Origin of the sequence: Hydrocarboniphaga sp., from assembly GCF_028291725.1 — a bacterium.
Lineage (GTDB): Bacteria > Pseudomonadota > Gammaproteobacteria > Nevskiales > Nevskiaceae > Hydrocarboniphaga.
Window position 1 is genome coordinate 1 of record NZ_JAQGNT010000054.1, and the last position, 10,295, is coordinate 10,295.

The window sequence follows — 10,295 nt, forward strand, 5'->3', positions numbered from 1 at the left end:
ACCCGCGACCGGCCGTCCAAAAAACGAGCCGCGCCGGCAGGTTATGAAATAGGCAAAAAATAATCGCGGCCCCGTGTCGATCTGCGCCGGCCTCGTTCGTCGTACCTGCAAGAACCCAGAAAACCGGAGCGACAAACCATGTTCAAGACCATCGCCATCATCCTGGTGCTCGCCGTCGTCGCGATCCTGATCTACGCGACGACGCGGCCCGATACCCTCCACGTGCAGCGCTCGATCACGATCAAGGCGCCGCCCGAAACCATCTTTCCGCAGATCGACACGCTGGGCAACTGGCGGCAGTGGTCGCCCTACGAGAAATACGATCCGGCGATGAAGCGCACTTTTGAGGGCCCGGCCGGCGGCCAGGGCGCCGCCTACGCCTGGGATGGCAGCAGCAAGGTCGGTGCCGGGCGCATGGAGATCATCGAGTCCGCGCCCTCGTCCAAAGTCGTCTTCAAGCTCGATTTCATGCGGCCGTTCGAAGCCCACAACACCGCCACTTTCACGCTGCTGCCGAACGCAGACGGCACCACCGTGACCTGGGCGATGGACGGCCCGGCGCCTTACATCAACAAGCTGATGGGCATTTTCTTCAACATGGACGAGATGATCGGCAAGGACTTCGCGGCCGGTCTCGCCAGTCTGAAAACCCTCACCGAAGCCGCAGGAGCCTGAGCCATGCGATTCATGATGCTGATGATCCCCAAGGGCTACGAGTCCGCCCCCGTCGGCACCATGCCGCCCGCCGACGCGGTCGCCGCGATGATGAAATACAACGAGTCCCTGCAGCGTGCCGGCGTGCTGCTCGCGGCGGATGGCCTGCATCCGCCCGCGGCGGGCGCAAGAGTCACGTTCGCAGGCGGCAAGCCCAAGGTCAGTGATGGGCCATTCGCCGAGGCCAAGGAAGTGCTCGGCGGCTACTGGATGATCGACGTCAAGTCACGCGCCGAGGCGATCGAATGGGCGACGCGCTGCCCGGGTGGCGAGAACGAGATCATCGAGGTGCGGCAGGTGCAGGAGATGGAGGATTTTCCGCCCGACGTGCAGGCCGCCGCCGCCGGGTTTACCGAAATGCAGGCGCGCTAGGCGACGTCCTGAGCACCGACGCCAGCCATCGCGCGATCGATGCGATCTTTCGCATCGAATCGGCGCGGCTCATCGCCAGCCTCGCGCGGATGCTGCGCGGCGACGTCGGCCTCGCCGAAGACCTGGCGCAGGACGCGCTGGTGTCGGCGCTCGAAACCTGGCCGCAGGCCGGCGTGCCGGACAATCCCGGCGCCTGGCTGATGTCCACGGCCAGAAACCGCGCGATCGATCGGCTGCGGCATCGCCAACTCGCCGAGCGCAAGCAGGAGGCGCTGGCGATCGAGATCGAGGAGCACTTGAACATGTCGATTCCCGCTCCCGATGCCGGTCTCGACGAGGTGATCGGCGACGACCTGCTGCGGCTGGTGTTCACCGCCTGCCATCCGCTGCTGTCGACCGAGGCGCGGGTCGCGCTGACGCTGCGCCTGCTCGGCGGCCTGAGCACCGATGAAATCGCGCGTGCCTTCCTGGTGTCCGAATCAACGATCGCGCAGCGCATCGTCCGCGCCAAGCGCAGCCTGGCGGAGGCGCGCGTACCGTTCGAAGTGCCGCGCGGCGCTGAACTCGCGGTGCGCCTGGGCTCGGTGCTCGAAGTCGTCTACCTGATCTTCAACGAAGGCTATTCGGCGACCGCGGGCGAGGAGTGGATGCGGCCGGCGCTGTGCGAAGACGCGCTGCGCCTCGGCCGCATTCTCTCAGGGCTGGCGCCGCGCGAGCCCGAGGTACACGGCCTGGTCGCGCTGATGGAGATCCAGGCCTCGCGCCTGCGCGCCCGTACCCGCGCCAACGGCGAGCCGATCCTGTTGCTGGATCAGGATCGTTCGCGCTGGGATCAGCTGCTGATCCGCCGCGGGCTGGCGGCCTTGAAACGTGCCGAATCCCTGGGCGGCGCGCTCGGGCCGTACGCACTGCAGGCGGCGATCGCGGCCTGCCATGCGCGGGCGCGCACCGCGGCCGACACCGATTGGGTGCGCATCACCGCGATCTACGACGCGCTGGCGCAGCTGAGGCCGTCGCCGGTGATCGAGCTGAATCGCGCGGTCGCGGTGGCGATGGCGTTTGGTCCAGCAGCGGGTTTGGAAATCGCGGACCGGCTGATCGCGGAGCCGCAGTTCGCGAACTATCACCTGCTGCCGGCGGTGCGCGGCGATCTGCTGGCGAAGCTGGGGCGGCGCGCGGAGGCGGTCGCGGAGTTCGAGCGCGCCGCGAGCCTGACGCGCAACCTGCGTGAACGCGATCTGTTGCTGGAGCGTGCGGCGAACGTGATTCGCGCACTGTAGGAGCGGACCTTGTCCGCGATTGTGCACTTGAAGGCTTCAATCGCGGACAAGGTCCGCTCCTACAGTTGCGCAATCGGGCCGGCGATCAGCCGTTACGCAGCAAACTTGATCCCGCGCTCCCTGGCCATCGTCAGCGCCGTATCCTCAATCATGTCTTCCTGCCCGCCGACCATCTTCTGGCGGCCCAGCTCGAGCAGGATTTCGCGCGCCGGGATGCCGTACTTGGCCTCGGCGCGTTTGGCGAACAGCAAGAACGACGAATACACGCCGGCATAGCCCAAGGTCAGCGAATTGCGGTCGATACGCACGGGGGAGTCCAGGATCGGCGTCACCAGGTCTTCGGCAACGTCGCTGATCTTGAACACGTCGACGCCGGTTGCTATGCCCATGCGCGAGCACACCGCGACGAACACTTCCATCGGCGTATTGCCGGCGCCAGCGCCCATGCCGCCGCAGGCGCAGTCGATGCGGCGGGCGCCGGCTTCCACCGCCGCAAGCGAGTTGGAAATGCCCATCGCCAGGTTGTGATGGCCGTGGAAGCCGATCTCGGTTTCGGGCTTGAGCTTGTCGCGCAACAGCGCGATTCTTGCAGTCACGTCGTCCGGCAGCATGTAGCCGGCGCTGTCGGTGGCGTAGATGCAATTGGCGCCATAACTTTCCATCAGCAGCGCTTGCTCGAGAATTTTATCCGGCTCGATCATGTGCGCCATCATCAGGAAGCCGACCGTATCCAGGCCCATCTTGCGGCCGAGATTGATGTGCTGTTCGGATACGTCGGCCTCGGTGCAATGCGTGGCGACGCGGATTGTGGTCACGCCGCAGTCCGCGGCCATGCGCAGATGATCGACGGTGCCGATGCCGGGTATCAGCAGCGCCGAAACCTTGGCCTGCTTCATCGCCGGAATCACCGCGCGCAGATACTGCTCGTCGGTCGCGGCCGGGAAGCCGTAGTTGACCGAGGCGCCGCCGAGGCCGTCGCCGTGGGTGACTTCGATCAGCGGCACGCCGGCTGCGTCCAGGCCGCGCGAGATCGCCTGCATCTGCTCGATCGTGATCTGGTGGCGCTTCGGATGCATGCCGTCGCGCAGCGACATGTCATGCACTTTGATCTGCATACCCTTGAGGTTCATGTGCTGCTCCGGCTGTTGGTTCCCTCTCCTGGGAGAGGGTTAGGGAGAGGGTCTGCGTGACGGCGGGACCCTCTCCCGTCGCTTTGCGACACCCTCTCCCAGGAGAGGGGAAAAGCAATCAGGCCGCGGCCAGCGTCAGCCGGCCGGCGATGATTTCTTCGGCGAACATCTCGGCGGTGCGTGTCGCCGAGGCCGTCATGATGTCGAGGTTGCCGGCGTATTTCGGCAGAAAATCGCCGAGGCCTTCGACCTCCATGAACGTGGTTACGCGCATGCCGTCGAACACCGGGCCGTTCTTCAGGCGATAGCCGGGCACGTACTTCTGCACTTCGATGATCATGTCGCGCACCGAAGCTTCGATCTCTTTCTGTTTTGGCGTCTCATGCGTCAGGCAATGGATCGTGTCGCGCATGATCATCGGCGGCTCGGCCGGGTTGATCACGATGATCGCCTTGCCCTGGTCGGCGCCGCCGACGCTGGCGACGGCGCCGGCCGTGGTGCGGGTGAATTCGTCGATGTTCTTGCGGGTGCCGGGGCCGACGGATTTGCTCGCCACCGTCGCAATGATTTCCGCGTACTGCACACGCTGCACGCGCGACACCGCGTAGACCATCGGGATCGTCGCCTGGCCGCCGCAGGTGACCATGTTGACGTTCATCTCGCGCTTGCCGGCATGCCCCAAAATACCGTGCAAGAGGTTGATCGGCGGCACGCAGTACGGGCCGATCGCGGCCGGCGTCAGGTCGATCATCATCACGCCGAGCGCGTTGAGCTTGTCGGAGTTGGCCTTGTGCACGTAGGCGCTGGTGGCGTCGAACGCGATCTGGATGTTGTCGGCGCGGACCGATTCGAGCATGCCGTCGACGCCGCGGTCGGTGGTCTTAAGGCCGAATTCGCGTGCCCGCGCCAGGCCTTCGGATGTCGGATCGACGCCGACCATCCACACCGGCTCCAGCAGCTCGCTGCGGCGCAGCTTGTACAGCAGGTCGGTGCCGATGTTGCCGGGCCCGATGATGGCGCATTTGATCTTGATCATGCGGTTACCGTTGGTTGATTACACAACTGTAGGAGCGGACCTTGTCCGCGATTGTGCACTGCAAGGTCTCAATCGCGGACAAGGTCCGCTCCTACAGTTCCGGAAGAAAAATTTTGTTCATGCCTCGAAAGAAACCGAAGCGCTGCCGATGCCGGCGATCGTCATCTCGAAGCGATCACCGGGCACCGCCGGCAGCAGCGGCGCCAGCGAGCCGGACAGGATGATTTCGCCGGCCAGGAACGGGATGCCGAACTGGCCGAGCGTGTTCGCCAGCCAGGCGACCGCCGCGGCCGGATGGCCCTGCACCGCCGAGCCCAGGCCAGAGGCAAGGTGCTCGCCGTTCTTGTGGATGTCCATCTTCGCCGCGGCCAGGTCCAGCGAGCGCGGATCGATGTGCTGATCGCCGATCACGAACACGCCGCAGGAGGCATTGTCCGCGACCGTGTCCTGGATTTTGATTTTCCAGTCGTGAATGCGCGAGTCGACGATCTCGAAGCAGGCGGACACGTGGTCGGTGGCGTCCAGTACCTGCTCGGCGGTGATGGTGACGCCGCGCAGATCGCGCTTCAGCACGAACGCGATTTCGCCTTCGGCGCGCGGCTGTATCAGCCCGGCCTGCGCGAGGCTGACGCGGGCGCCGTCGGCGACCTGCATGCGGTCGGTCAGGAAGCCGAAGTCGGGCTGGTGGACGCCGAGCATATCCTGCACTGGCTTGCTGGTGACGCCGATCTTCTTGCCGACGACTTTTTCGCCCTGCTTCTGGCGCTGTTCCAGAAAACGCAGCGAAATGCGGTACGCGTCATCGATGCTGATTCCCGGCTCGCGCGAGCTCAGCGGCGCCAGCGTGCGGCGTTCGCGTAGCGCAGCGAACAGTTCGTCGCCCAGCGCTGCGATTCTTTCAGGCTGCAGGCTCATCGCCGTCATCCGTTCCGCAGAAAATCGAGCGTCATCCGATTGAACAGATCGCGATGCTCGACCATGACCCAGTGGCCGCAGCGCGGCACCACGATCATGCGCAGCTTGTCGATGCCGTGGACCAGCTTCAAAATCCCGGTCTCGGGCATCATCTTCTCGTCGGCGCCCCAGAAGCCCAGCGCCGGACACTGAATCTCGCCGAGCCGCTCGCTCATGTTCGGCACTTTCATCGTGCGCACGACCTGCGGGTTCTGCAGCTTCATCAATTCGTAGCGTTCGTTGACGGTGGCATCGTCGACGCTGGCCGGATCGGCCACCATGCCGCGGATGAAGAAGTCCTTGAGCCGTGCTGCGGTCACCGGCTCGGCCGACATGAACACTTCCTTCATCAGCGCCATGCCCGGCATCTTGAAATACTCGGGCTGATCCTCGACGCCGCCGGGTGCCATCAGCACCAGTTTTTCCACTGCCGCCGGATGCGCCAGCGCCAAGCCCAGCGCGATCGCACCGCCCAGGGAATTGCCGATCAGCGTGTAGCGCTCGACACCGACACGATCCAGGGTTTCCTTGACGGTGGACACGAACAGATCCAGCGGGTACTCGATGTCGGCCGGCTTGTCGGAATAGCCGTAGCCGATCAGGTCGACCAGGATCACGCGGTAGCCGGCTTCGACCAGAGCCGGATAGTTGTGCTTGAAATTGCTGTGTCCGCAGGCGCCCGAGCCCGAGCCGTGCAGGAACACCACGACCGGGCCGTGGCCCTGGTCGATCAGGTGCATCTTGTAGCCGCTGGCTAGCGTGAGGTAGCGGCCTTCGGGGACGGGTTTGGAGGTCATGGCTGCGCGATCCGGGGACGGCTTGCATGGTCGGGTGCCAGGGCCAGTCGAGGCTTCGTCCCTTCGGACTACGGCGGGACGCGGCGGCATTCCGATCTGCGATTCGTCCTTATGGGTGACGGGCGCGCTTCGCTGATCGCTTAGCATCGGCGGCATAAGTGATCGCAAAGATCCAAGGAGAGCACTTTGACGACGCAGCGCAGAATCGTGCTGGTGACCGGCGGCGCCAAGGGCGTGGGGCGCGGTATCAGCGCCAGCTTCCTGGCGGTGGGGGATATGGTGCTGGTCTGCGGTCGCGAAGTGCCGGAAACGCTACCGGAAGTCGAAGGCCGTAGTGCGGAGTTCATTGCCGCCGATATCCGCGACGCAGCGGCCCGCGATGCCTTGTTCGCGCAGATCGTGCAGCGTCACGGCCGCCTCGACGTGCTGGTCAACAACGCCGGCGGCTCGCCGTTCGCGATGGCCGACAAGGCTTCTCCGCGCTTCCACGACGCGATGATCCAGCTCAACCTGCTGGCGCCGCTGCACGTGGCACAGAAGGCCAATGCGCTGATGCAGGCGCAGGACGGCGGCGGCGTGATCGTGTTCATCGGCAGCGTCAGCGCGCTGCGCCCCTCGCCGGGCACCGCGGCCTATGGCGCGGCCAAGGCCGGCATTCTCAACCTGGTGTCCTCCCTGGCGGTGGAATGGGCACCGAAAGTGCGGGTGGTCGCGGTCAGCCCCGGCCTGGTGCGCACCGAACAAAGCGAACTGCACTTTGGCGACGAGGCCGGCATCGCCGCGATCGCCGATACGATTCCGATGCGCCGTCTCGCCGAGCCCAGTGATATTGGCGACGCCTGCCTGTGGGTGGCCTCACCCCAGGCAGGTTATCTTTCAGGCACGAATCTGACGCTGCATGGCGGTGGCGAGCGGCCGGCGTTCCTGGCGGCAGCCGGCGTCAACCAGACCTGAACCGAGCCGTCCCGGCCCGCGCGCCTTTGTCGGGAGATTGCGATGAGTCATTGCGATGATCGCCACCGCATCTTCCGCCATGGCCTCTGGTCCCTGCCGCTGATGCTGTGCGGCCCGGGCACCGCCCAGGCGACCGAAGCCAGGGACGCCGCGCAGGTTCTGAGCTGCATGCGCTCCAACTCGCCGACCGTGCTGCGTACCCAGAACGTGACGATGGAGGAGTCGCGCTACACCAGCGTCCGCGCCTGGCTCGACCAGGAAAGCTGCCTGCCGCTGAAGGCCGAGTTCTACGAGGGCACACGCCCGCTCAAGCGGCTGATCGCGCCGGCCAGCTCGATCCGGCGCGAGGGCTCGATCTGGTACCTGCAGCAGATCGAGATGCACGATCTGCAGAACGATGCGTACACCACGCTGAGCTCGGAGAAAGGCCGTGCCAGCAGCGCGCCCGCCAAGCTGTTCGATCCGACGTCGTTTTACAAGGTTGATTGACGGGGCGCATCGGGAATGTTGGGGTTCGCTGCGCTCACCCCAACCTACAACGGCATCGTCTGCGCGGGTGAGGTTCTGCAGCCCTGAGATTTCAATAATCGTCTTTCACGAAAGGCTGGAGAACGACGATGGCTCAGCAGGCAGGCGCATTCCCCAAAGGCGCGGTGCTGGTGTTCGGCGGCAGCGGCGGCATCGGCCAGGAGGTCGCCAAGTCCTTCGGCGCCGCCGGCAGCGACGTCGCCATCGTCTATCGCAGCAAGCAGGAAGTCGCCGAGCGGGTCGCCTCCGAGATCGCCGCCGGCGGCCGCAAGGCCAGCGCGCATGCCGCCGATGTGCGCGACGCCGCGCAGGTGCAGGCCGCCGTCGATGCGGCGATTGCCGCGCATGGCCGCATCCACACCGTGGTCTGGGCCGCCGGCCCGGTGGTCGAGCAGCTGTACATCGCCGACACCCCGCAGGAGCTGTGGCGCAAATCCATCGACATCGAAGTGCACGGCTTCTTCACCGCGGTGCAGGCGACCCTGCCGCACCTGCGCGAATCCGGCGGCGGCTCCTACGTGCACCTGGGTTCGGCGGGCCATGTCTGGTGGCCGGCCAAGGATGGCCTGTCGGTTGCGCCCAAGGCGGTCAACGAGGCGCTGTGCAAGGGCATCGCCAAGGAAGAAGGCCGTCACAACATCCGCGCGAACTCGGTGCTGGTGGGCGTGATCGAGGCCGGCATGTTCCTGGAGCTGCTCGGGCGCGGCGTGTTCGACCAGAAGTGGACCGACGAGACCCAGAAACTGCTGTGCCTGAAGCGCTGGGGCAAGCCGCAGGAGATCGGCAGCGCGGCGGTGTTTCTGGCCACCAATGGCTATGTGACCGGGCAGCAGATCAATGTATCGGGCGGGTTTGGTATTTAAGCGAGATCGATCACCGGAACTGTAGGAGCGGTCCTTGACCGCGATTGTGAAATTGCAGGCCGCATTCGCGGTCAAGGACCGCTCCTACAGTTGAGTATTGAGCTAGCTTGCGGCCTTCAGCCGCAGCTCCGCCTCGAAGCCGCCGCCCGCACGATTGCGGAACTGCGCGCTGCCGCCGCAGGCTTCGGCGCAGCGCCGCACGATCGTCAGCCCCAGGCCGTAACCGCCGCTTTCGCGCGTGCGCGCCTCGTCGGTGCGGAAGAACGGTTCGCCCAGGTGCGGCAGCGCGCTGCTCGGCACGCCGGGCCCGCGATCGGCGACGGTGACGAGCACGTCGCCGCCTTCGCGCCGTGCCGCGATTTCGATCGGCGCACCCGCGTCGCCGCCGTAGCGCAGTGCATTGCGCACCAGGTTCGACAGCGCCCGCGTCAGCATCGACGGCTGCGCCATCACGCTCAAGGTGCTGTCGACGCCGGCCTGCACGCGTTCAACCGCGTCGTCGCGAACCAGCACGCCGGCGATCGCGTCGGCCAGCAGCACCGGCCGCAACGGCGCCTGGTCGGACTCCAGGCCGGCGCGCGAGAACAACAGCAGCTCGTTGAGCAGCTCCGACATCTGCTGCACGTCGTCGTGCACGTCGCGCAGCTGTTCTTCGCCGGACTCGCCCAGCTTCGATTCCAGAATCGCCAGCCCGACCTGCACGCGCGCCAGCGGCGAGGTGACTTCGTGGGCGACGTCGGCGACGAACTGTTTCTGGCCGGCGACGTGGCTCTGCAGGCGTTCGGCCATCCGGTTCACCGCCTCGGCCAGCGCACCGAGTTCGTCGCGACGGCGGCTGCGCACGCGCGTGTCGAAGCGGCCCTCGGCAATGCGCTGCGCCGCGCTCGTCAGCTGGCCGACGGTGCGCGTGATGCTCCATATGAACGGCCACCACAGCAGGATCGACAGCAGCAGCGCCAGCAGCGCAAATGTGACCCACTCGCGCACGCCGAGGAAGGACAGCAGCGCGAGCAGGCTGCCGGCCTGCGCACGGATCGTGATCGGATGCGAGGGTTCGCCGCTGCGCGCCAGCTTGGCCGGAATCGTGACCTGGTAGCCGGGCTCGCCGCCGATGCGGCTGCGGCCGCGCGCGATATAGACCAGGCTGGCCAGGGTTTCGCGGCTGCGGCCTTGCATCGGCGGTGGCGGCGGTTCGCCTGCGGGCCCTCCAGGTTCCCACTCCGGCGGGCGACGGTCACCGCCGTCGCCGAACGGGGGCGGCCCGCCGGGTGGGCCGCCGTGTGGGCCGTGATCGCGCCCGCCGGGTGGCGGGCCGGCCGGGCCGTTCTCGGGGCCTTCGACCAGCATGAAATCGACGCCATAACGTTGGCGATAGCTCGCCAGGATCGTCGCCGATTGCGCTTCGGCCTGAGCCGACAGATCGAGGGCGATGCGTTCGCCGATATCGGCCAGGCGCTCGCGCACCGGCTGCGACAGCAGCATCGCCCAGGCCGAGCCGCCACTGCCCGGCATCGAGGCATACAGCCCGGCGAGCAGCGCCAGGTTCAGCAGCAGCCACAGCAGCAGCTGGATGTAGAGCGGCAGGCGCCGTTTCGGGTAGAAAAGCGGCGGGTCACGACCCGCCCTACGAGCATCATCGTGCTGTTGTAGGGCGGGTCTTGACCCGC

The 10,295-nt window shown here is 66.3% G+C and carries 11 protein-coding genes; 6 read left to right on the forward strand and 5 right to left on the reverse strand.

Translation table 11 applies throughout. The annotated features are described in order from the left end of the window. The first annotated feature begins 138 nt into the window (after positions 1–138). From JWQ90_RS14990 to JWQ90_RS15000, 3 genes are read left to right on the forward strand one after another with little or no spacing between them, the layout of a single operon-like run. Entirely contained in the window at positions 139–675 is a 537-nt protein-coding gene (locus JWQ90_RS14990) for an SRPBCC family protein (RefSeq protein ID WP_299695643.1), read from the forward strand. A 3-nt stretch (positions 676–678) separates the two neighbouring features. Then, complete coding sequence (locus JWQ90_RS14995) at positions 679–1,086, forward strand: YciI family protein (RefSeq protein WP_299695645.1); 408 nt, start codon at positions 679–681, stop codon at positions 1,084–1,086. Positions 1,087–1,094: 8 nt separating this feature from the next. Further along, a complete protein-coding gene (locus tag JWQ90_RS15000) occupies positions 1,095–2,366 on the forward strand; it encodes an RNA polymerase sigma factor (protein WP_366919513.1) in 1,272 nt (423 codons plus the stop codon). Positions 2,367–2,458: 92 nt separating this feature from the next. Here JWQ90_RS15000 and dmpG read toward each other — a convergent pair whose 3' ends face one another. The 4 genes from dmpG to JWQ90_RS15020 all read right to left on the reverse strand — a co-directional run bounded on the left by dmpG (position 2,459) and on the right by JWQ90_RS15020 (position 6,283). Further along, positions 2,459–3,496, reverse strand: coding sequence for a 4-hydroxy-2-oxovalerate aldolase (gene dmpG / locus JWQ90_RS15005; protein ID WP_299695647.1), 1,038 nt, complete (start codon positions 3,494–3,496; stop codon positions 2,459–2,461). Between the two features lie 118 nt (positions 3,497–3,614). Further along, the gene (locus tag JWQ90_RS15010; RefSeq protein ID WP_299695649.1) at positions 3,615–4,532 is read right to left on the reverse strand and encodes an acetaldehyde dehydrogenase (acetylating); all 918 of its coding nucleotides are present in this window, start codon (positions 4,530–4,532) and stop codon (positions 3,615–3,617) included. A gap of 117 nt (positions 4,533–4,649) precedes the next feature. Continuing rightward, positions 4,650–5,447, reverse strand: a complete 798-nt coding sequence (locus tag JWQ90_RS15015; protein WP_299695651.1) for a fumarylacetoacetate hydrolase family protein — start codon at positions 5,445–5,447, stop codon at positions 4,650–4,652. 5 nt (positions 5,448–5,452) lie between these two features. Then, the gene (locus tag JWQ90_RS15020; RefSeq protein WP_299695652.1) at positions 5,453–6,283 is read right to left on the reverse strand and encodes an alpha/beta hydrolase; all 831 of its coding nucleotides are present in this window, start codon (positions 6,281–6,283) and stop codon (positions 5,453–5,455) included. Positions 6,284–6,469: 186 nt separating this feature from the next. On the opposite strand from JWQ90_RS15020, the gene JWQ90_RS15025 reads away from it, so the two are divergent. The 3 genes from JWQ90_RS15025 to JWQ90_RS15035 all read left to right on the forward strand — a co-directional run bounded on the left by JWQ90_RS15025 (position 6,470) and on the right by JWQ90_RS15035 (position 8,628). Further along, the gene (locus tag JWQ90_RS15025) at positions 6,470–7,237 is read left to right on the forward strand and encodes an SDR family oxidoreductase (RefSeq protein ID WP_299695653.1); all 768 of its coding nucleotides are present in this window, start codon (positions 6,470–6,472) and stop codon (positions 7,235–7,237) included. 42 nt (positions 7,238–7,279) lie between these two features. Further along, entirely contained in the window at positions 7,280–7,726 is a 447-nt protein-coding gene (locus JWQ90_RS15030; protein WP_299695654.1) for an outer membrane lipoprotein-sorting protein, read from the forward strand. A 128-nt stretch (positions 7,727–7,854) separates the two neighbouring features. After that, positions 7,855–8,628, forward strand: a complete 774-nt coding sequence (locus JWQ90_RS15035) for an SDR family oxidoreductase (RefSeq protein WP_299695655.1) — start codon at positions 7,855–7,857, stop codon at positions 8,626–8,628. Positions 8,629–8,730: 102 nt separating this feature from the next. On the opposite strand, the gene JWQ90_RS15040 is transcribed toward JWQ90_RS15035, so the two are convergent. Beyond that, positions 8,731–10,295: HAMP domain-containing sensor histidine kinase (locus tag JWQ90_RS15040; protein WP_299695656.1), on the reverse strand; the 1,565-nt coding region annotated here is incomplete at its 5' end.